The organism is Pseudoduganella ginsengisoli, from assembly GCF_009720865.1.
Taxonomy (GTDB): domain Bacteria; phylum Pseudomonadota; class Gammaproteobacteria; order Burkholderiales; family Burkholderiaceae_D; genus Rugamonas; species Rugamonas ginsengisoli.
This window is the reverse complement of sequence record NZ_WNLA01000007.1, coordinates 75,540-95,472: the sequence shown is the minus strand read 5'-3', so window position 1 is coordinate 95,472 and position 19,933 is coordinate 75,540. Positions and strand designations below refer to the sequence as shown.

General features: G+C 62.0%; 17 protein-coding genes. 9 read left to right on the top strand and 8 right to left on the bottom strand.

The features are described 5' to 3' along the window. Nucleotides 1-22: 22 nt before the first annotated feature. Nucleotides 23-1,822: an ABC transporter substrate-binding protein gene (locus GM668_RS12975; RefSeq protein WP_155439385.1), complete on the bottom strand. Its 1,800-nt coding sequence runs from the start codon at nucleotides 1,820-1,822 to the stop codon at nucleotides 23-25. Nucleotides 1,823-1,926: 104 nt separating this feature from the next. Here GM668_RS12975 and GM668_RS12970 point away from each other — a divergent pair, with 104 nt between their 5' ends. After that, nucleotides 1,927-3,165, top strand: a complete 1,239-nt coding sequence (locus tag GM668_RS12970; protein ID WP_155439384.1) for a spore maturation protein — start codon at nucleotides 1,927-1,929, stop codon at nucleotides 3,163-3,165. A gap of 26 nt (nucleotides 3,166-3,191) precedes the next feature. Then, nucleotides 3,192-4,724 (top strand): D-alanyl-D-alanine carboxypeptidase/D-alanyl-D-alanine endopeptidase, encoded by a 1,533-nt coding sequence (dacB, locus tag GM668_RS12965; protein WP_155439383.1) that lies wholly within the window; start codon nucleotides 3,192-3,194, stop codon nucleotides 4,722-4,724. A 252-nt stretch (nucleotides 4,725-4,976) separates the two neighbouring features. On the opposite strand, the gene GM668_RS12960 is transcribed toward dacB, so the two are convergent. The 7 genes from GM668_RS12960 to GM668_RS12930 form a co-directional block, all read right to left on the bottom strand. Then, nucleotides 4,977-5,588 (bottom strand): M15 family metallopeptidase, encoded by a 612-nt coding sequence (locus GM668_RS12960; RefSeq protein ID WP_155439382.1) that lies wholly within the window; start codon nucleotides 5,586-5,588, stop codon nucleotides 4,977-4,979. Between the two features lie 57 nt (nucleotides 5,589-5,645). After that, complete coding sequence (locus tag GM668_RS12955; RefSeq protein WP_371868694.1) at nucleotides 5,646-6,476, bottom strand: N-acetylmuramoyl-L-alanine amidase; 831 nt, start codon at nucleotides 6,474-6,476, stop codon at nucleotides 5,646-5,648. Between the two features lie 9 nt (nucleotides 6,477-6,485). Then, nucleotides 6,486-7,385 (bottom strand): N-acetylglucosamine kinase, encoded by a 900-nt coding sequence (locus GM668_RS12950; RefSeq protein ID WP_155439380.1) that lies wholly within the window; start codon nucleotides 7,383-7,385, stop codon nucleotides 6,486-6,488. Nucleotides 7,386-7,463: 78 nt separating this feature from the next. Next, complete coding sequence (locus GM668_RS12945; RefSeq protein ID WP_155439379.1) at nucleotides 7,464-9,122, bottom strand: glycoside hydrolase family 10-like protein; 1,659 nt, start codon at nucleotides 9,120-9,122, stop codon at nucleotides 7,464-7,466. Between the two features lie 43 nt (nucleotides 9,123-9,165). Continuing rightward, nucleotides 9,166-10,434, bottom strand: a complete 1,269-nt coding sequence (locus GM668_RS12940) for an MFS transporter (RefSeq protein ID WP_155439378.1) — start codon at nucleotides 10,432-10,434, stop codon at nucleotides 9,166-9,168. A 9-nt stretch (nucleotides 10,435-10,443) separates the two neighbouring features. Then, a complete protein-coding gene (gene murQ, locus GM668_RS12935) occupies nucleotides 10,444-11,337 on the bottom strand; it encodes an N-acetylmuramic acid 6-phosphate etherase (RefSeq protein WP_155439377.1) in 894 nt (297 codons plus the stop codon). 24 nt (nucleotides 11,338-11,361) lie between these two features. After that, complete coding sequence (locus GM668_RS12930) at nucleotides 11,362-12,105, bottom strand: GntR family transcriptional regulator (protein WP_155439376.1); 744 nt, start codon at nucleotides 12,103-12,105, stop codon at nucleotides 11,362-11,364. Nucleotides 12,106-12,228: 123 nt separating this feature from the next. Here GM668_RS12930 and GM668_RS12925 point away from each other — a divergent pair, with 123 nt between their 5' ends. The 7 genes from GM668_RS12925 (at nucleotide 12,229) to bioD (ending at nucleotide 19,923) form a co-directional block, all read left to right on the top strand. After that, entirely contained in the window at nucleotides 12,229-13,494 is a 1,266-nt protein-coding gene (locus tag GM668_RS12925; RefSeq protein ID WP_155439375.1) for a D-amino acid dehydrogenase, read from the top strand. Nucleotides 13,495-13,602: 108 nt separating this feature from the next. Then, nucleotides 13,603-14,019: a YchJ family protein gene (locus GM668_RS12920; RefSeq protein ID WP_155439374.1), complete on the top strand. Its 417-nt coding sequence runs from the start codon at nucleotides 13,603-13,605 to the stop codon at nucleotides 14,017-14,019. A gap of 66 nt (nucleotides 14,020-14,085) precedes the next feature. After that, nucleotides 14,086-15,693: a carboxyl transferase domain-containing protein gene (locus GM668_RS12915; RefSeq protein WP_155439373.1), complete on the top strand. Its 1,608-nt coding sequence runs from the start codon at nucleotides 14,086-14,088 to the stop codon at nucleotides 15,691-15,693. 13 nt (nucleotides 15,694-15,706) lie between these two features. Beyond that, the gene (locus tag GM668_RS12910; RefSeq protein ID WP_155439372.1) at nucleotides 15,707-16,489 is read left to right on the top strand and encodes an enoyl-CoA hydratase/isomerase family protein; all 783 of its coding nucleotides are present in this window, start codon (nucleotides 15,707-15,709) and stop codon (nucleotides 16,487-16,489) included. A gap of 40 nt (nucleotides 16,490-16,529) precedes the next feature. Beyond that, on the top strand, nucleotides 16,530-17,888 hold the full coding sequence (gene bioA, locus GM668_RS12905) for an adenosylmethionine--8-amino-7-oxononanoate transaminase (RefSeq protein WP_229499261.1): 1,359 nt from the start codon (nucleotides 16,530-16,532) through the stop codon (nucleotides 17,886-17,888). Nucleotides 17,889-17,890: 2 nt separating this feature from the next. Beyond that, on the top strand, nucleotides 17,891-19,078 hold the full coding sequence (gene bioF, locus GM668_RS12900; RefSeq protein WP_155439371.1) for an 8-amino-7-oxononanoate synthase: 1,188 nt from the start codon (nucleotides 17,891-17,893) through the stop codon (nucleotides 19,076-19,078). Continuing rightward, nucleotides 19,075-19,923: a dethiobiotin synthase gene (gene bioD / locus GM668_RS12895; protein WP_155439370.1), complete on the top strand. Its 849-nt coding sequence runs from the start codon at nucleotides 19,075-19,077 to the stop codon at nucleotides 19,921-19,923. The genes bioF and bioD overlap by 4 nt, the downstream gene beginning before the upstream one ends. Nucleotides 19,924-19,933 lie beyond the last annotated feature (10 nt).

Genomic DNA, 19,933 nt, shown 5'->3' with positions numbered 1-19,933 from the left:
TTGTACGCATGCTGGGCAGTTCTCAGCGCGCTACAGCCTTATTACGCTCAGCAACGTCGATATCCAGGTAGCGCCAGTTGGTTTGTTCGACGGGGTGGCGCTTGTAGTTTTTCAGCCAAGGCTGGCGGATATCGGCGGAAATCGGGTGCGTCAGCACGACCCAGGGGTTATACGCGTGGATCAACTGGTTCATGTCGCGGTACAGCGCGCGCCGCGCCGGCGTGTCATCCATCGTGCGGGCCTGTTCATAGCGCTCGTTATAAGCGGGCAAATTGAAGCGCGCGTAATTGGCGCGGCCGCTGTTGGGGCCATACAGCAGCTGGTAGTAATTGTCGCCGTCAGGGAAATCGGCGATCCAGTTGGTCTCGAACATCATGACTTTGCCCAGCCGTGACGCCTTGATGATTTCTGTTTTCTTGTCGCTCTTGAATTGCACGCGCAGCCCGATGGCATTGAGGTTCTTGCGCCACAGTTCATCGCGCAGGCGGCCCACGGTGGTAGGCTCCGTATGCATCGTCAACAGCAGCGGGCGGCCATCCGGCAACGTGCGGAAGCCATCCTTGCCGGTCTTGTAGCCAAAGCGGTCCAGCAGCGCGCGGGCCAGCGCGGGATCGTAAGCCACAGGGCTTTTGTAGGCCGGATCGTAACCGCGCACATTCGGCGGCAGCGGCGATTGCGCGGGCAGCGCCAGGCCCTTCTTCAACAGCGCCACATCTTCCTGCCCGTTATAGCTGAGTGCAATGGCGCGCCGCAGTGCGACCTTGTCCTTGCCATAGCCGCCGATGACCGGGTCTTCCATGTTCATCCACATGTAATACGTTTGCAGCACGGGAAACGGCGACAATTCCATGCCCCGTTTGGCCAATTCCGGTTTCAGTGCGGGCGGTGTACTGTCGGCCAGCACCATGTCGCGCATGGATTCCGGCACTTGCTCGATATAGTCGAATTCCCCGTTCAAAAAGCCCAGCACGCGCGACTGGTATTCCTCCATGATTTTCACTTCGATGCGCTGCACCAGCGGCAGGCGCCTGCCTTCCAGCTTGGCCGCATAGCTGCGTGTTTCCCGCGGTGTATCCGGGCCGGCGTGGAACACCGTGTCGCGGAAGGCTGGATTGGCCAGCAGCGTGATCTTGTCGCTGCGCTTCCATTCGCCCACGATGAACGGGCCTGTGCCGATGGGGTGATTGCCCAGCTGTGCGCCATACGCTTGCGCCGCTTCGTGCGCCACCACGCTGGTGGCAGGCATGGCCAGGTAAAACAGGAAATTGGGATCGGGTCCGTTGAGGCGGATGCGCAACGTGTAGCGGTCGACGGCCTGCAAGCCGGGAATCACCGTCGCATAGCCGAACTGCTTTTTCAGCGCCGCATCGCCTGCCAGCTTGCCGTCGAACAGGAACAGCCATGGCGACTTCAATACGGGGTCATACAGGCGCTTGATGCTGTACACGTAGTCTTCCGCCGTGACTTCGCGCCGTTTCCCCTTGAAGACGGGGTCCGGCGTGAAGTAGATCCCGGGGCGCAGGTGAAACGTGTAAGTGACGCCATCCTTGTCCAGCCGGGGCATGTCGCGCAAGGTATTCGGCTGCAGCTTGACGGGGCGCGCCAGGTATTCGTAGCGCAGCAGCGGATCGAACAGGTTTTCCAGCAGCGCCAGGGTGGCGATATCCGATGCCGTGGCAGGGTCCAGCGCCGTCTCGCCGGTGGACAGGAACGTGCGCAGTACCTTGTCATGCGGTGCGGGCGGCGGCAGGGTATCGGCCGCAGCGCACAGCAGGGGCAAGGCGGCCAGCACTGCCAGCGCGGGTATGCGGAATCGTGTCATGTCGTCCTGTTTGATAAGCTACGGCCAACAGCATAAGCCAAAGCCATGCCGGACCGGTATACTTTGGGACTTCGTCAGCCTTTACTTCCGGTTTCTCTACGCCCATGTCCCTCAATTACATCTGGTCCGGCTTTTTCCTCGTGGGCTTCGCCGCCGCGCTGGCGCAGTGGATACTCCTTGGCGACAACGAGATTTTCAAGCGCATTATCGATGGCACGTTTGAATCCGCGCGCATGGGCGTCATGGATATCGCGCTGCCGCTGGCCGGGGTGATGACGCTGTGGCTGGGCATCATGAACGTGGGCGAAAAGGCGGGCGCCATTGGCTGGCTGGCGAAAATCATTTCGCCGTTCTTTTCCCGCATCTTCCCGGATGTGCCGAAAGACCATCCCGCCACGGGCCATATGGTGATGAATTTCGCTGCCAACTTGCTCGGCCTCGACAATGCCGCCACGCCGTTTGGCCTGAAAGCGATGGAAAGCCTGCAAACGCTCAATCCCAGCAAGGATGAAGCAAGCAATGCGCAAATCATGTTCCTCGTGCTGCATACGTCGGGACTGACCCTGATTCCGCTGGCGATCATGGCGCAGCGTTCCATTTTCGGCGCAGCTGACCCGTCCGACATTTTCATCCCGTGCCTGATCGCCACCTACGTCGCTACAGTGACGGGCATCATTGCGGTGGCTATCCGCCAGCGCATCAACTTGTTCGACAGCGTCGTGTTGTCCTGGCTGGGCGGCATCACGGCCGCCATCGTGTCGATGATTTACTACTTCACGCAATACCTGACCAAGACGGAAATCGAGACGTTTTCCAAGGTGTTCAGCAACCTGGTGCTGATTGGCGTCATTACCGTGTTTATCGTCGGCGCGCTGCGCAAGAAAGTCAACGTGTATGAAGCGTTTATCGAGGGCGCCAAAGGGGGCGTTCAGACGTCGCTGACGGTGATTCCTTACCTGGTGGGCATGCTGGTGGCGATCAGCGTGATCCGCAATGCCGGTATTTTCAATTTCGTCGTGTCCGGCTTTAACTGGATTTTCTCCGGGCTGGGCTTCAATACGGATTTTGTGCCGGCCTTGCCGACTGCATTGATGAAACCGTTGAGCAGCAGCGCATCCAAGGCCATGATGATCGACGCCATGAAAACGTATGGCGTGGATTCATTTGTCGGCCGCCTGACGTGCGTGTTCCAGGGTTCGGCCGATACGACGTTTTATATCGTCGCGCTGTATTTCGGCTCTGTGGGCATTCGCCGCACGCGCTATGCGATTTCATGCGGCCTGATTGCGGATTTCGCTGGTGTGGTCGCGGCGATTGCGGTCGCCTATTTGTTCTTCCATTGAGGAGGTGCCTGACGATGCGCTGCCTGATGTTTTCCATTCTGCTGGCGTATGGCGCTGCGCATGCCGCGTTGCCTGAACCTGTGGCCAAGCAGCTGCAGGCTGCCAATATTCCGGAAGACGCCGTGGGTGTGGTGGTTTTGCGGGGCAATGCCGTGCTGCTGTCGCACCAGGCGGACAAGGTCATGCAGCCTGCATCGACAATGAAGCTGGTGACGACATTGGCGGGCCTTGACTTGCTGGGGCCTGTATTCCGCGGGCGCACGGAATTGCGCAGCACGGGCGAAGTGGCGGGCGGCACGCTGAAAGGCGACCTGTATTTGCGGGGCGGGGCCGATGCGGACTTCAATGAAGATGCGCTGGTGCACATGCTGGAAAAGCTGCGTACGGCGGGCATCCGCAAGATCGACGGCGATCTGGTGCTGGACCGCACGCTGTTCCAGCCGGCGCGGCCGGATATCGGCGCCGTGCAGTTCGATGAATATCCGGATGCGTATTACAACGTGATTCCCGATGCGCTGCTGCTGAACATGAACATGTCGCGCATTACGATCGATTCCACGGGCGGCAAGCTGCGCTTTGATATGTTGCCGCAGCTGGACAACGTATCGGTGGCCTCGGAGATGGTGCTGGCCGATATCGATTGCGCCAAATGGGAAGATGCGTGGAAGCCGCCCACGTGGACGCGCAATGGATCGCGCATCACAGTGACATTGCGCGGCTCGTTTCCCCGCCATTGCGGGCCGAAGACGGTCAACGTGAATTTGCTGGACCGCAGCGACTATGCGGAGCGGCTGTTCCGCAATACGTGGTCGAAGCTGGGGGGGACGTTCAGGGGCGCGGCGCGCGAAGCGGAGGTGGAGAACGCCACGCCTGCGTCCTCCAGGGTGCTGGCGGAACACGTGTCGCGGCCATTGGCGGACGTGCTGCGCGATATAAACAAGACATCCGACAACGGCCTGGCGCGCACCTTGTACCTGAGCCTTGGCAGCCTGGAAGCGGACGGCTGGCTGGGCAGCAGGCCACTGGCCGTGCCAGCGTCGCGCATTCCCGTCATCGGCGGCGGGCCGGCCCCTGGCAATGCCGGTGCGCCTGCGGCGGCCATTTTGCCCTCCGCGCCGGAACTGACCGCCGTGCGTGCCGAGCAGGCCATCCGTGGCTGGCTGCGCCGCCAGGGCATTGATGATACGGGTTTGGTGCTGGAAAACGGTTCCGGCCTGTCGCGCATTGAGCGCATCAAGCCTGCGCAAATGGCAGCGCTGCTGCAAGCGGCGCAGCGTTCGCCGTGGCAGCCGGAATTCCTTTCCAGCCTGCCGATTGCCGCCGTGGATGGCACCATGCGCCGCCGCCTGGCAGGCACGCCCGCCGCCATGCGGGCGCGCATGAAAACCGGGGCCTTGAAAAATGTGGCGGCAATTGCCGGCTACGCACCCGATGCGCATGGCGAGCCGTGCATCGTGGTGGCGTTCATCAACCACGACCTGGCAGGCAATGGCAACGGCCGCAAAGTGGGCGATGCGCTGATCGAATGGGTGGCAGCGCAGGGGTCAGACGTGCATTGATGCGTCAACCCAGTGGGGTCAGGCGTGCATTAGTGCATTGGGCTTTCCGCACCCTGCGAAGCCATTTCAATTGATGGCGTTTTGCGTCCGAGCTGAGTTTAATTTGCACAGCGGCGAGTGATGGCTGGCCAAGCATGGTTGCAGGCGTGCCCGGTTCTGCTGGTTCTTTGGGGAGCCAGCGGAAAATCCCGATGCATGATTGCACGTCTGACCCCAGCAGGGATACGCACGAATGCACGTCTGACCCCAGGGTTACAGCACGCGGGTATAGGTTTGGCGTACCAGTGCCCGGTCGCCGCAATCGAAATGCCACCATTCGGTATTGATGCCGGCAAAGCCCGACGATTGCATGGCGCCGCGCAGCAAGCCGCGGTTGGCCACGTGCGCTTCCGTCAGTTCGCCGCGGGCCAGCATCTGTCCTTCCAGCGCAGGGTGGGAACGGTCCGTCATGTCGTCGAAGCCCGTGCCCATGTCCAGCTCATTGCCCTGTTCATCGCAAATGGTGACGTCCACTGCCATGCCGAAGGAATGGATCGAACCGCGTGCCGGTTCAGCCAGGTAGATTTGCAAGTCCGTGCCCTGCAGCGCATCCCACAGCAGTTGCTGCACCCGTTGCGGACGCAGCGCATCGAGTACCAGCAGCGTATAGCCGGGACGCTCATGCGCCAGCCATGCGGCGGCCCGTTCCAGCGCAGCGGCTGCGTCGCGGTGCAGCCAGGCGCAGTCATAAGGTGAATACAGGTCGCGGCCGACAAAGTTGTTGGCGGTGGCGTAGCGCAAATCCGTGCGGATGCCGGCAATGGTGGCCAGCGCCCGGAAGTCCGGATGCGCTGGCACGTTTTCGCTGTCGATGGTACGGGTCATGCCATGCTCTCCTGCCGGCGTGTATGGCTTTGTATCGGCCGGCATCGTTACTACAGCTTAGTGCAGTTCCTGCGTCGCCGCCACTGGCGCGGCAGCTTGCGGGCGGGTCAGCACGTCCAGGATGGCGGCGGTTTCCGCATCCGGTTCGCCATCGTATTTGGACTGGCGGTACTTGGACTGGAACACAAACAGCACGTTGCGGGTGGCGTCATCGAGCACGCCGGTTTGCGCCAGTGCATAGCCATGCTGCGCCAGGCGTTTCTGGATCCACATGATGTCCGGCATTTGTGTTTCAAACACGGCTTGCTGCGCCGCTACCTGGGCTGCATCGGGCCAGGTAATCAAACCGGCGTCCGCCAATTGCTTCCACGGGAACATGGGGCCGGGGTCTTGCTTGCGCTGCGGCGCGATGTCGGCGTGGCCGAGGATGTTTTGCGGCGCGATCTGGTGGCGTTTGACGATGTCTTTCAACAGCAGGATCAACTGGTCGATCTGGGCCTGGCTGAATGGCGCATACGCGCCACGCGCGTTGTCCGTATAGCCGGGATTGACGATTTCAATGCCGATCGATGCGGGGTTCAGGTTGGAGAACGTTTTCCAGCTCGACAAGCCTGCGTGGTTGGACTGGCGCGATTCATCGACCAGCACATAAAACTTCGGTTCCGCTTCATCCGTCAGCAGGTAATGGCTGCTGACCACTTGTTCCGTCAGCGTCTTGATCGCGCTTGGCAAATTGCCCACCGTGTAATGCAGGATGACAAACTTGACGCGGCTGCTCTGGCTGCGGGCCGTGTAGGTGTTATCGAGCCGCGCGGCTGGGGGCGCGGTGGCGCAGCCGGTCAGCAATGCAGCGGTCAGGGGCAACAGCAGCTTTTTAAGCAAGGATATTCTCCGGTATCAGTTCTGGGGCCGTGCCGCCAGGCGGGCCGCCGCGTAATGGGGCTGAGCGGCATGGCGGTGCATGGGGACATTGGGCGCCAGCGTATCACGCATAGCCGTTTCGATCAGCGGGTGCAAATCCGCCGCGCGGCCGGACAGCGCTACGGGGCGCACGCCATAGCGCGACACCAGCGCCATCGCGATGCGCGCCAGTTCCCGGCCCGCCTGCTGCAGGATCGTGCGCGCCGCCGGGTCTTGTTCCGCGCTGGCGGCAACGGCCAGCGCCAGTTTGCCGATGGCGCCCCGTTCGCTGCCATACATGAATTGGCGCGAGCGGTCCCATTCGCTGCCGCCGACATAATCGAAGACGGCTTGCGCCATGGGAGAATCGCGCCAGGCGCCGGGCTGTTCGTCTTCGCGGCGCCAGATGTGGCGCAACGCTTCGCGGGCAATCCAGTAACCGCCGCCGCCATCATCGAGGCCCACGCCACGGCCGCCGGCGCGGTGGAAGGCGCCGTGTTCGTCGATATAGGCGGCTATCGAGCCGGTGCCTGCGTAGACCAGGTAGCCTGCGCCAGGTGTGAAACTGTCGAGGTAGGCGATTTCCACGTCGTTTGACATGGTGACGCGATCGGGTGTGATGCCCAGCAATTCAGACAGCCATTGCGCGGGCAGCGTGTTATCGCTGCCCCAGCCTGTCAACCCGGCGCAAACGCGCGTGGGTTGTCCGCAAGCGAGCACCGCCTGGGCCATTTCTGCAAAGACACTGTGCATAACGTCCCGCCCTGCGTCGCTGTGCATTTGCAACGCCGACATACCCGCGACATGCCCTTCCGCCACGATCGGCCCTTCGGCATCCGCCAGCGCCCAACGCGTTTGCGTCCCGCCAGCATCAATCCCCAAGCCCAGCGTTGTCATGTCAAATCTTTCGAAATAATTTGGTGCCAGGCACCAACGTGATTTGCAACTATTTCCAGCCAACGAAATGCCGATTCGTTATAGCTGTGCAGTGACTCTTTCGCTTTCATTGCCCAGGCGATCCACGGCGCTGACCACGGCAATGACTGGCTGCAACGCGCCATCGTCCGCCAACGTCACTTCCGTCAAATTCGATGGCGCCGTGATAAAGCGCCATTCGTTGCCGTATTTCGCCCAGATCGCAAACTGCGTCGTGGTTTTGCCGGTGGACAGGCTCAAATCCAGCCCGCCCACGCCCCGCCGCGCCGATACGCGCGGCGCAGCCGGTGCATCGGCCCCCAGCCACGGCGTGGCCGGCACCAGCGCCGCGCTGGTATAGCTGGCCGTGCGCAGCTGGTCCGCCACCCCTTTGCGGTTTTGCATCAATGCGGCAATGCTGAAGTGCACGTGCCCATTGACGCCCTGCCGGCTGCGCGTGATGCCGATTTGCTTGACGATTTCCTCCGCATCAAACGACTTCGCCGTGTTGTCGATCCTGCTCGTGTAAAGCCCCGGCCACACATGGCGGCCCTTCGTGTTTTCACGTAGCCAGTAATCCAGCAGCACGTCAAACGCCTGCGGTTGCTGGGCAATCGGCCAATACAGCTGCGGCGCCAGGTAATCGAGCCAGCCATTTTTCAGCCACAGTTCCGCATCCGCATACAGCTTGTCATACTGGGAAAAGCCGACTATGCCGGGCGGCCGGCGGTCCGGGCGGCCGATGCCGAATGGGCTGATGCCAAAGCGCACCCACGCTTTTTCCTTGTGGATGCCCGTGTACAGCGCTTCAATCAGCTGGTTGACGTTTTGCCGGCGCCACGACGCGCGATCCAGCCTGCCGCCGCCCTGCACGTAGCGCTGCCATGCCGGCTGGTCCGGGAATTCCAGCTCCGGCTTCATGCCGCCGGAAGACGGCACATCCAGCGCAGCCGTTTCTGCCCCCGTGGCGCTAGGCGCTTCAATCGGATAAGGATAGAAATAGTCATCGATATGCACGCCATCGATGTCATAGCGCCGCACCACGTCCAGCACCACGTCGAGCGTGTGTTTCGACGCTTCCTGCTCGCCCGGATCCATCCACTGGTAACGGCCATAGGTTTTCACCGTATTGGGCTTCGTTACGGAAATGTGGCTGCGCGCTGCCGGGGATTTTGCCGTCGCATGGCGCGCACGGTAAGGGTTGAACCATGCATGCAATTCCAGCCCCCGCGCGTGCGCCTGGTCGATCCAGAATTGCAGCGGATCATAGGCCGGCGAAGGCGCTTTACCTTGCTGGCCTGTCAGGAATTCACTCCACGGTTCCAGTTCGGACGGGTAAATCGCATCCGCGCTGGGACGCACTTGCAGCACGATGGCATTCAAATTCAGCGCGCGGGCGCGGTCCAAAATCGCAATGGCTTCTGCTTGCTGTTTTGCTACCGGCAAGTTGCTGCGGCTGGGCCAATCGATATTGGCGACAGTCGATACCCACGCCGCACGGAATTCGCGCGGTGCGGGCGGCGGCAACACACCATTGGTGGCTGGCGCTTTGCCAGTGGCGGGCAAAGGCGCCGCGCCGGGAACCGTACCCGCGCCGGATGGCTGCGCGTCAGGCAACGGCGGCGCCAGCGACGTGGTGGAACAGGCGCTCATCAGCGCCGCCAGGGCGGCGGCAGCGCCGGCGGTCAGGGTCAGCCGCTTTTTCGGATTCAAAACCATACCTCGATTCAGTGATTGCGCCCGTATTGTAGCGGTAAGTGTGTCAGCCCTCGCGCCCGAACGCGGGATCGACCTTGATCAGCGCCGTCACGGCAAACGCCGGGATCGTGGCCAGGCACGCATAAATGAAGAAGTGCTGGTAGCCCAGCTGCTGCTGGATCCAGCCGCTGGCCATTTGCGGCGCCATCATGCCCAGCGCCATGAAACCCGTGCAAATCGCATAATGCGCCGTCTTGTGCGCGCCATCAGACACCATGATCATGAACATCAGGTAGGACGCAAAGCCGAAGCCATAGCCAAACTGTTCCAGCGCGATGGCGCCGGTAATCACGGCCAGGCTGGACGGCATCATCGTGGACAGCCAGACAAACACCAGGTCCGGCACGTGCACGGCAAACGCCATCGGCCACAGGCACCGTTTCAAGCCAAAGCGGGCAATCGTCACACCGCCCAGCAAGCCGCCCGCCGTCAGTGCCAGGATGCCCACCGTGCCATAGGCAAAACCATAATCCGTGTTCGACAATCCCAGCCCGCCCACATTGCGCGGGTCAAGCAGGAATGGCGTGGCCATTTTCAGCAATTGCGCTTCGCCGAGGCGGAACAGCAGCAGGAAGCCAAGGATGACGGCAATGCCCTCCTTGCGGAAAAAAGCAGCAAAGGTGTCGAAGAATTCGCGGTACAGCGCATGGCCGGCAGCCGGCGGCTGATCCGCTGCGGGACGGGGCAAGACCAACGCATGCCACGCGAACAGCGCCAAAAACAATGCGCCCAGCGCCACGAACACGATGGCCCACGCCGTATGGGCATCGCCATAGCGTGTTATCAAGACGCCCGACAGGGAAACCAGCGCGCCCTGCCCCAATATGGTCGCAGCCCGGTAAAACGTGCTGCGCACGCCGACGTACGCGGCCTGCTGCTGCTTGCGCAAGGCCAGCATGTAAAAGCCGTCCGCCGCGATGTCATGGGTGGCGGAACTGAACGCCATCAGCCACAGCACGGCCAGGCTGGCCTGGAAAAACGCGGGTAAATGCGTGGTCAGCGCCACCATGGCCATGCTGGTTCCCAGCAGGAATTGCAGCACGACGACCCAGCGCCGCCTTGTGCCGAACATTTCCACCAGCGGCGACCACAATGGCTTGATCACCCATGGCAAGTACAGCCAGCCCGTGTACAGCGCAATGTCGGTATTGGAAAAGCCCGTGTTTTTGTACATCACGGTGGCCAAGGTCATGACGACCACGTACGGTATGCCCTGGCCAAAATACAGCGACGGTATCCAGCGCCAGGCGTTGCGTTGTTCGGTTGCTTCCAAAGTGGACTTTCAGTTGGTTCGGTCGGATGCCAGCGCTGCCCGCACACTGCCGCCAGCTTGCGCCAGCACGGCTTCAGCCTGTTCCGGCGTCTGCCCGTTCAGCAGCGCGACAATGGCGGTTTTCACGTGGTAGCGGCACTGTTCCAGCGTGGCGCGGGCAGTGGCTTCGTCTACGCCTGTCGCGTGCATGGTCAGGCGCACGGCGCGCTGCACCAGCTTGGCGTTGGTGGCCTGCAAGTCTACCATCAGGTTGCCGTACACTTTATGCAGCCGCACCATCAAGGCGCTGGAAATCGTATTGAGCGCGATTTTTTGCGACGTTCCCGCTTTCAACCGCGTACTGCCGGAAATGACTTCTTCGCCCGTGTCGAGCGTAATGCCGATATCGGCTCGCATGGCGACGGGCGCATCGCGGTTGTTGGCAATCCCGATCGTCAGTGCGCCTGCTTGCCGCGCCGCCGCCAGTGCGCCCAGCACATAAGGCGTGCCGCCCGATGCGGCCAGCAGGAATACGACATCATGCGGTCCCGGCGTGACGGCTTTGATATCTTCCGCCCCCTGCTCCGCATTGTCTTCCGCCCCTTCCACGGCCTGGAACATGGCGCCCGCGCCGCCTGCCAGCAGCGCGACCGCCCGCTCATGGGGCCAGGAAAACGTGGGATACAGTTCAACGCTGTCAAGCACGCCAAGGCGGCCGGACGTGCCGGCGCCGACGTACAGCAAACGCCCGCCAGCCTGCAAACGGGGCACGGCGGCGGCGATCGCGGCGCTGATCTCGGGCGCGGCGCGGCGCACGGCGTGCACGGCCTGCAGCTGGTCGTCGACAAAGGCGCCGACCAGGTCCGCATCGGCGTATTGGTCCAGTTGTGCGTGGCGAACACTGGGGGTTTCAGTTTTCAGCATCGCTCGGCCTGGAAGTTAGGGTTGCTATGCGGGGGCGCGTCGCATTTCCGCCACGAAGTCGTAATGATCGCTGCGGCAATACGAGTGGGTCAGTTCCACGGCTTCGCCGGAATCCAGGTAGGCGATACGCGTGATGAACAATACCGCCTGCCCTTCCGGCACTTCCAGCTGCTGCGCCAGTTCGGCCGGCGCATTCATGGCGCGGATGTGCTGCAGCGCGCGCGCCGGCGCCTTGCCGGTCGATTCCAGGAACGCATACAGCGAATCGCCGATGGCTTCCGGTTTCGGCACGATATGCTGCGGCAGCACGGACACCTCATACGCCATCACGACGTCGTCCGCCATCCGCAGCCGCTCCAGGCGCGCGACTTTGCTGCTGGGCGACAGGGCCAGGCTCATTTGTTCGTCGGCCGATGCCGTGACGATGGCGCGCTTCAGCCAGCGCGATTTCGGCGTGTAGCCGCGCTGTTGCAACTGTTCTGAAAAACTGGTGAGGTTGGACAACGGCTGTTCGATGCGGGGCGCAATGTAATTGCCCGAACCGCGGCGGCGCACCACCAGGCCCTGCTCGACCAGCTGGTCGATGGCCTTGCGCGCCGTGACGCGCGAAACATTCAACAGTTCCGACAACGTGCGCTCGGACGGCAACGCCTGGTCGACCTGGTAGCGCCCGTTGCGCACGTCGTCACTGAGCTTGCGCGCGATCTGCATATACAGCGGCGAATTGTCTGATACATCTGCGTGGAATTCAACGCTGGTCTGGCTCATACGGTTTTCTCCTAAGCCTCCAGTGTAAACGGGGCGGCGCTTTTGCGTCCATCTTTGCTTGAACCAACCTTATTGACTGCGTTATGTGCCGCACATGCCGCATTTCACCGGTAAGCTGGAGGCATGGCAAACAGGTCAACTTCTGCGCAACAGGTGATAGTCATCGGCGGCGGCGTCGTGGGGCTGGCGTCGGCCTGGTGGCTGCTGGAAACAGGCTACCGGGTGACACTGGTGGAACAGGCGGCAGCAGTGGGCCTCGGGTCCAGCTACCGTAACGGCGGGCAACTCAGTTACCGCTATGTTGCTCCGCTGGCCGACGCGGGCGTGCCGTTAAAAGCATTGCAATGGATGCTGCAGCCGGATGGGCCAATGCGCTTCAAGCCGGAAGCGGACTGGCGCCAGTGGCGCTGGCTGGCGCGGTTTCTTGCCTGTTGCAATGCCAGAGCCAATCGGCGCACGACAGCCACGCTGTTGCAATTGGGAGAGTTGAGCCGCAATGCCATGGCGCAGCTGGCGCTGGTTCTACCGCTATCGGAATTTTCATGGCGCAACGCAGGCAAGCTGGTGGTGTACCGGTCGCGTTCAGCGTTCGATGCGGTGGTCGCCCGGCCTGACCCGGACCATGTGCGTTACGTGCTGTCCCCGGCGGAAATCGTACAGCGCGAACCGGCCTTGGCGGAACTGGCGCCGCAACTGGCGGGCGGGATTTATAACGATGGCGAAGCCGTGGCGGATTGCCATGCGTTTTGCGAAGCACTGGCGCTGCGGGTGCGAGCGCATGCCCGGTTTACTGGCATGGTGCAGGCGGCCGTGCGGCAATTGCGTGTGCAGCGGGGCCGCATCGATGGACTGCTGACCAGCGCCGGCAGCCTGCATGCGGACCATTACGTGCTGGCGGCCGGTGTCTGCAGCCGCAGCCTGGCTGAAACCGCAGGGATAGCCTTGCCGATCTACCCGCTGAAAGGCTATAGCCTGACGGCGCCGATCCGCGATCACGATCGTGCGCCGGAAATCAGCGTGACGGATTTCGAGCGCAAAGTGCTGTATGCGCGCATCGGCAACCATTTGCGCGTGGCCGCGATGGCCGATCTGGTGGGCAATGACACGGCCATCGACCCGCACCGCATCGCGTCGCTGCAGCGCCTGGCCCGCGCCACCCTGCCCCACGCAGCCGACTATGGCCACGCGGAATCCTGGGCCGGCCTGCGCCCCGCCACACCCCACGGCGCTCCCATTATCGGCGCCACCCGCTATCCGAACCTGTGGCTGAACGTGGGGCACGGGGCGCTGGGGTTCACCTTCGCGTGCGGAACGGCGGCACTGCTGGCGGACTTGATGCAGGGAAAATCCACGCCAACGACGCTGAACGGGCTAGTGCTGTCAAATTAGCAACATGCGCCGGGATACCCAATATGGCGGATAATGGCGGGATTTCCGCTTCTTTAAGAAACCTGGGTGCCGGGCCTTCAGGCCAGGCTTTCACATATCAGCATCCCGATGTCCAAATCCAAGTCCCCTGCCTGCCCTTGCGGAGGTTCCTCCCTCGCCACTTGCTGCGGCCCTTATATAGAAGGCGCCGCCGTACCGCAAACCGCCGAGCAACTGATGCGTTCGCGCTACACGGCGTACACGCAAAAAAACGAGGCGTACCTGCAGGCCACGTGGCACCCCAGCACGCGCCCGAATGAGCCGGTTGTCAGCCCAAATGAAAAATTGCAATGGCTGGGACTTGAGGTAAAATCTGCTTTACGTTTACGTCAACGTAAAGCAGAAAACGAAGATTATGTTGAATTCGTTGCAAGATTCCGCGTTCAAGGCAAAGGCCAGCGCTTGCACGAAGTCAGCCGCTTTTTGCGCGAACCTTCACCAGAGGGGCTGCGCTGGTTCTACGTTGACGGTACTTTTCCCGAATAACCACTGACCAACTCAGTGATCAACTGAGACGCGGCCGGAGACGCCGCCTTGAGAAGAGGAACCAGAATGCCGCACATCGAAAGCAAACTCAATCCGCGCAGCGACGACTTCAAGTCCAATGCCGCCGCCATGCAAGCGCTGGTCGACGACCTGCGCGACAAAGTCGCCAAGCTGGCCCTGGGCGGCGGCGAAGCGGCGTGCGCCAAGCACGTTGCGCGCGGCAAATTGCTGCCGCGCGACCGTGTGCAAATGCTGCTCGATCCCGGCACCCCGTTCCTCGAACTGTCGCAAATGGCAGCCTATGGCATGTATGACGATGCGGCGCCGGCCGCCGGCATCATTACCGGTATCGGCCGCGTATCGGGCCAGGAATGCGTGATCGTGTGTAACGATGCCACCGTCAAGGGCGGCACGTATTACCCGATGACGGTCAAGAAGCATTTGCGCGCGCAGGAAATCGCGGACCAGAACAACTTGCCGTGCATTTACCTGGTGGACTCGGGCGGCGCCAACTTGCCGAACCAGGATGACGTGTTCCCGGACCGCGACCATTTCGGCCGCATTTTCTTCAACCAGGCCAATATGTCGGCCAAAGGCATCCCGCAAATCGCCGTCGTCATGGGTTCGTGCACGGCGGGCGGCGCCTACGTTCCTGCCATGAGCGATGAATCCATCATCGTCAAGGAACAGGGCACGATTTTCCTTGGCGGCCCTCCGCTGGTGAAGGCGGCAACGGGTGAAGTGGTCAGCGCGGAAGACCTGGGCGGCGGCGACGTGCACACGCGCTTGTCCGGCGTGGCCGACCACCTGGCGCAAAATGATTTGCATGCGCTGTCGATGGCCCGCACCATCGTGTCGAACTTGAACCGCACCAAGCCGCAGCAGGGCGCGTTAAGGGAAGCCGTCGAGCCGAAATATCCGACCAATGAATTGTATGGCGTGATTCCGGTCGATACCCGCAAGCCATTCGATATCCGCGAAGTCATTGCCCGCATCGTCGATGGCAGCGAATTCGATGAATTCAAGGCGCGCTACGGCACCACCTTGGTGTGCGGCTTTGCCCACATCTATGGCATGAAAGTCGGCATCGTCGCCAACAACGGCATTTTGTTCTCCGAGTCCGCATTGAAAGGCGCGCACTTCATCGAACTGTGCGCGCAGCGCAAGATCCCGCTGGTGTTCCTGCAAAACATCACCGGCTTCATGGTGGGGCGCAAGTACGAGAACGAAGGCATTGCCCGCAACGGCGCCAAGATGGTAACGGCGGTTGCCACGGCAGCGGTGCCGAAATTCACCGTGGTGATCGGCGGCAGCTTCGGCGCCGGCAACTATGGCATGTGCGGCCGCGCGTATTCGCCGCGCTTTATGTGGATGTGGCCGAATGCCCGTATTTCCGTCATGGGCGGCGAACAGGCGGCATCCGTGCTGGCCACCGTGAAACGCGATGGCATTGAAGCGAAGGGCGGCCAATGGTCGGCGGAAGAAGAAGCCACGTTCAAGCAGCCGATCAAGGACCAGTATGAACACCAGGGCCACCCGTACTATGCGACGGCGCGCCTGTGGGACGACGGCGTCATCGATCCGGCCGACACCCGCATGGTGCTGGGCCTGGGCCTGTCCGCCGCGTTGAATGCGGAAATCCCGGACACGAAGTTCGGCGTATTCCGCATGTAAGGGGGATCGGTATATGACTTACGAAACCTTGAATGTCACGATCGACGGTAAACTGGCCACCGTCACCCTGAACCGTCCGGACGTGCGCAACGCGTTCAACGACACGACCATCAGTGAAATCACGCTGGCGTTTGATGCGCTGGCCAAGCAGGACGGCGTGCGCGCCATTGTGCTGGCGGCCAATGGCCCCGCCTTTTGCGCCGGCGGCGACTTGAACTGGATGAAGAAAATGGCGGGCTATACGCACGCCGAAAACAATGCAGATGCGATGCTGCTGGCAGAAATGCTGCGCACCATATACCAGTGCCCGCAGCCCGTGGTCGCCAAAGTGCATGGCGATTGCTACGCGGGCGGCATGGGCCTGGTGGCGGCATGCGACATCGTGATTGCCGCAGACGTGGCAAACTTCTGCCTGAGCGAAGTGAAGCTGGGATTGATCCCGGCCACCATTTCACCTTATGTCATTAAAGCCATGGGCGAACAAGCGTCGCGCCGCTATTTCCTGACCGCCGAGCGGTTTGGAGCGGCCGAGGCGCACCGCATCGGCTTCGTACACGAACTGGCGACCCCAGACACGATCGATGCGAAGACGGCGGAACTCGTCAAGGCCCTGCTGGGCAACAGCCCGAACGCGGTGCGCGAAGCGAAAACGCTGGTGCGCGATGTGGCGGGACGTCCCGTCGACGATGCGCTACTGGCTGACACGGCGCTGCGCATCGCCAATATCCGCGCGTCAGAGCAGGGCCGCGAGGGCGTGCAATCCTTCCTGGAGAAGCGCAAGCCATCCTGGCTGTAGCGCGCACGCAGCCCGTGGCGGTAACGGAAACGGAGCAGTTTTGGAAGCAAATCAACAGAGCGCAAGTCTGAGCGCAAATGCCGATGGCGACTGGGTGGCGCGCAGCCTGCGCAGCGTCTGGCACCCATGCACGCAGATGCAGCACCATGAAACGGTCCCGCTGATCGCGGTCAGCCACGGCCGTGGTCCGTGGCTGTATGACCACCATGGCGACCGCTATCTGGACGCCATCAGTTCGTGGTGGGTCAACCTGTTTGGCCATGCCAACCAGCGCATCAATGGCGCGCTGAAAGAGCAGCTGGACATGCTGGAACACGCGATGCTGGCCGGCTTCACGCACGAACCCGTGATCCGCCTGTCGGAACGCTTATCCGCATTGACGCAGCACCAGCTGGGCCACGCTTTCTACGCCTCGGACGGCGCATCCGCCGTGGAAATCGCATTGAAGATGAGTTTCCATGCATGGCGTAATGCCGGCCACACGGACAAGCAGGAATTTGTTTGCCTCAAGGGCAGCTACCACGGCGAAACCATCGGCGCGCTGGCCGTCACCGACGTGGCGCTGTTCAAGGATGCGTATGGCCCGCTGCTGCGTTCGTCGCGCATTGTCATGTCGCCCGATGCGCGCCAGGCTGCCGAAGGCGAAACTGCGCAGGACGTGGCCCGCCGCGCCGCCGCCGACGTGCAAAAGCTGTTCGAAGAAAAGGCTTCCACCATTGCCGCCATCATTATCGAACCGCTGGTGCAGTGCGCCACCGGCATGGCGATGCACGACCCGCTGTATTTGAAGCTGGTACGCGAACTGTGCGACCAGCACGGGGTGCACTTGGTCCTCGATGAAATTGCCGTCGGCTGCGGCCGTACCGGCACGTTCTTCGCGTGCGAACAGGCCGGTATCTGGCCGGATTTCCTGTGCCTGTCGAAGGGCATTTCCGGCGGCTACCTGCCGCTGTCGATCGTGCTGGCGCGCGAAGAAATTTACCAGGCGTTTTACAGCGCCGACGTCACGCGCGGCTTCCTGCATTCGCATTCGTACACGGGCAATCCGCTGGCGTGCCGTGCTGCATTGGCGACGCTCGATATCTTTGAAGAAGACCATGTGCTGGCAGCGAACAAGGTGCGTGCGGACAAATTGACCAAAGCCTTGGCGCCGCTGGCGAATCACGAACGCATCACGAACGCGCGCCAGCGCGGCATGATCTGGGCGTTTGACGCCATCGATGCCGGACCAGGCTTCTCGCGCCGCTTCTTTACGGAAGCCACGCGTCAGGAATTGCTGCTGCGCCCCATCGGCAACACGATTTATCTGATGCCGCCGTATATCCTCAATGATGAGGAAATCGACGGCCTGGCTGCGCGCACCCTGTCGGTGTTCGAAACCACCATCGCCGGGGAGTGACCATGGATTTGTTGAATAAATTACAGCTCCAGCTGGCCGGCCTCGAAGAAAAAAGCTTGATCCGCAAGCGCCGCCACGTGGAAACGCCGACCGGCCCGCGCGTCAAAGTCGATGGCCGCGACATGCTGTGCTTTTCCAGCAATGATTATCTGAGCCTGGCCGGCCATCCGAAGGTCATGGCTGCGCTGCAGGAAGGTGTGTCCCTGTATGGCGCCGGCAGTGGCGCGTCGCATTTGATTTCCGGTCACAGCCGCGCCCACGCGCAGCTGGAAGAACGCCTGGCCGGTTTTGTCGGCCCATACCTGGAATCGCCGAAAGCGCTGTATTTCTGCACCGGCTACATGGCCAACCTGGCGGTATTGACGGGTCTCGCCGTAGGCGACAAGGATACAGAAATCTTTTCCGAATCGCTGAACCACGCGTCGCTGATCGATGGCGCGCGCCTGTCGCGCACCACGGTCAAAGTAGTCGGCCATGCTGATGTGGCAAGCCTGGCAACGTTGCTGGAACAAAGCACGGCAGCCAACAAGATTGTCGTCACGGACAGTGTGTTCAGCATGGACGGCGATTTGGCGCCGCTGCCGGCATTGCTGGCGCTGTGTGAAAAACATGGGGCGTGGCTGGTGGTCGATGATGCGCACGGCTTCGGCACCCTCGGTGAAAACGGCCGCGGCGCGCTTGAACACTTCAATTTGCGCTCGCCGTATCTCGTCTATGTCGGTACGCTGGGCAAGGCGGCCGGTGTCGGCGGCGCCTTCGTTGCCGCGCACGAACTCGTGATTGAAACGCTGATCCAGCGCGCCCGCCCTTACATCTTTACGACGGCCGCGCCGCCGGCGCTGGCGCACGCATTGCTGGCCAGCGTTGATATCATTGAAGGTGAAGAAGGGCGCCAGCGCCGCGCGCACGTGCAGGCGCTGATTGCGCATCTGAAAGCCAACTTGAAGTTGAAACGTTGGCAACTGATGCCATCCGATACGGCGGTACAGCCGATCGTGATCGGCGATAATGCTGAAACCATGCGCGTATCCGCCGCGCTGTACGCGCAAGGCTTCTGGGTGGGGGGGATCCGTCCGCCAACCGTGCCGGTGGGAACGTCGCGTTTGCGCCTGACCCTGGCGGCCGGCCACACGCTGGAAGAGCTGGACCGTGTGATCGCGGCAATTCATGTGCTGGAGGAGCAGTCATGAGCAAGCCGGATGTTACGAATTTGACCCCGACGGCGGATTTGCCGGTTGTGGTGGTGGGAGAAACCGTGGTGGGCGCCGCTGTCGCTCATCAGGAACCCAAAGCTGAACCGCAGCCGTCGTCGGCGCCTGCGGGCTGGCCGCCCCGTTTCACGTGCTTTGTCACGGGGACGGATACGGAAATCGGCAAAACGTTGGCATCGTCCGCGATCCTGCATTCGCTGGTGCGCCAGGGCGTGCGTGCGTGCGGCATGAAGCCGGTGGCAGCCGGCGCGGAACTGCGCAACGGCGTGCTGCATAACGATGATGCCGACATGCTGATCGCGGCCGGCAACGTGACGATGCCGCAATCGCTGACGACGCCGTACATGCTGATGGAGCCTGCCGCGCCGCATATCGCCGCCGCGCTGGAAGGCGTGACCATCGATCCGGTGCCGATCCTGGCCGCGTACCTTGAAATCGCGGCCGCGTCGGATGCCGTCGTGGTGGAAGGGGTGGGCGGATTTTGCGTGCCGCTCAACGACAGCTTTGACACAGCCGACCTTGCGCAGCAGCTCGACTTGCCGGTGATCCTGGTGGTGGGCTTGCGCTTGGGCTGCATCAGCCACGCGCTGCTGACAGCCGAAGCCATTGCCGCGCGCGGCTTGAAACTGGTGGGGTGGATTGCCAATGAAGTCCAGCCGGACATGGCGTTCGCCGATGAAAACGTGGCAGCGTTGAAGCAGCGCATTGGTGCGCCGCTGCTGGGGCGCATCCCGCGCCTGGCGCAGCCTACCGCTGCCGCCGCTGCCGAATATTTGAATCTGGCGGGCCTGCCGAACTGGCCCACCCGCCGCAATACTCAATGAATGTGAAGGA

Coding starts and splice junctions, on each gene's coding strand:
- GM668_RS12975 (WP_155439385.1), bottom strand. CDS start 1,822: ATGACACGATTCCGCATACCCGCGCTGGCAGTGCTGGCCGCCTTGCCC.
- GM668_RS12970 (WP_155439384.1), top strand. CDS start 1,927: ATGTCCCTCAATTACATCTGGTCCGGCTTTTTCCTCGTGGGCTTCGCC.
- dacB (WP_155439383.1), top strand. CDS start 3,192: ATGTTTTCCATTCTGCTGGCGTATGGCGCTGCGCATGCCGCGTTGCCT.
- GM668_RS12960 (WP_155439382.1), bottom strand. CDS start 5,588: ATGACCCGTACCATCGACAGCGAAAACGTGCCAGCGCATCCGGACTTC.
- GM668_RS12950 (WP_155439380.1), bottom strand. CDS start 7,385: ATGACAACGCTGGGCTTGGGGATTGATGCTGGCGGGACGCAAACGCGT.
- GM668_RS12945 (WP_155439379.1), bottom strand. CDS start 9,122: ATGGTTTTGAATCCGAAAAAGCGGCTGACCCTGACCGCCGGCGCTGCC.
- murQ (WP_155439377.1), bottom strand. CDS start 11,337: ATGCTGAAAACTGAAACCCCCAGTGTTCGCCACGCACAACTGGACCAA.
- GM668_RS12930 (WP_155439376.1), bottom strand. CDS start 12,105: ATGAGCCAGACCAGCGTTGAATTCCACGCAGATGTATCAGACAATTCG.
- GM668_RS12925 (WP_155439375.1), top strand. CDS start 12,229: ATGGCAAACAGGTCAACTTCTGCGCAACAGGTGATAGTCATCGGCGGC.
- GM668_RS12920 (WP_155439374.1), top strand. CDS start 13,603: ATGTCCAAATCCAAGTCCCCTGCCTGCCCTTGCGGAGGTTCCTCCCTC.
- GM668_RS12915 (WP_155439373.1), top strand. CDS start 14,086: ATGCCGCACATCGAAAGCAAACTCAATCCGCGCAGCGACGACTTCAAG.
- GM668_RS12910 (WP_155439372.1), top strand. CDS start 15,707: ATGACTTACGAAACCTTGAATGTCACGATCGACGGTAAACTGGCCACC.
- bioF (WP_155439371.1), top strand. CDS start 17,891: ATGGATTTGTTGAATAAATTACAGCTCCAGCTGGCCGGCCTCGAAGAA.
- bioD (WP_155439370.1), top strand. CDS start 19,075: ATGAGCAAGCCGGATGTTACGAATTTGACCCCGACGGCGGATTTGCCG.